Source organism: Vibrio sp. YT-19(2023) (assembly GCF_033337395.1).
The window spans coordinates 1-708 of record NZ_JAWOQN010000480.1; the positions used below are offsets into that span (position 1 = coordinate 1).

A 708-nucleotide genomic window follows, 5' to 3' on the forward strand; every position below is an offset into this window, starting at 1 on the left:
CGGTTTTAGTCTCTATTGGTCCTGTTTCAATTCGTTGGTACGGTTTGATGTACCTCGTCGGTTTCATGTTTGCATTGTGGTTGGCGAACCGTCGTGCTGACAAACCAGGCAGCGGCTGGACTCGAGAGCAAGTCTCTGATCTACTTTTCGCGGGCTTCTTAGGGGTCGTCATCGGTGGTCGCGTCGGTTACGTTATCTTCTATAACTTTGAACTGTTTTTAGATGATCCTTTGTATCTCTTCAAAGTTTGGACTGGCGGTATGTCGTTCCACGGTGGTTTGTTGGGTGTGATTACGGCAATGTTCTGGTATGCACACAAGAACGGTCGTACCTTCTTCGGCGTTGCTGACTTTGTTGCGCCTCTTGTGCCATTTGGCTTGGGTATGGGCCGTATGGGTAACTTCATGAACAGCGAGCTTTGGGGGCGTGTAACAGACGTTCCTTGGGCTATCGTTTTCCCAAATGGCGGGCCTTTACCACGTCACCCATCGCAACTGTATGAAATGCTGTTAGAAGGCGTAGTGCTGTTTTTCATCTTGAACTGGTTCATCAAAAAGCCTCGCCCATTGGGTTCGGTATCAGGGCTATTTTTAGCTGGATATGGTACATTCCGCTTCTTAGTCGAGTTCGTTCGCGAACCGGATGCTCAGCTTGGTCTATTTGGTGGTTATATTACGATGGGACAAATTCTATCAACGCCAATGATCG

1 protein-coding gene is annotated in these 708 nt (G+C 48.3%); it reads left to right on the top strand.

Features of this window, described 5'->3' with window-relative positions; all coding sequences use genetic code 11:
- Positions 1-708 (top strand): prolipoprotein diacylglyceryl transferase (lgt, locus tag R7E78_RS26640; RefSeq protein WP_318058676.1); only part of this gene is annotated, 708 nt, incomplete at both ends.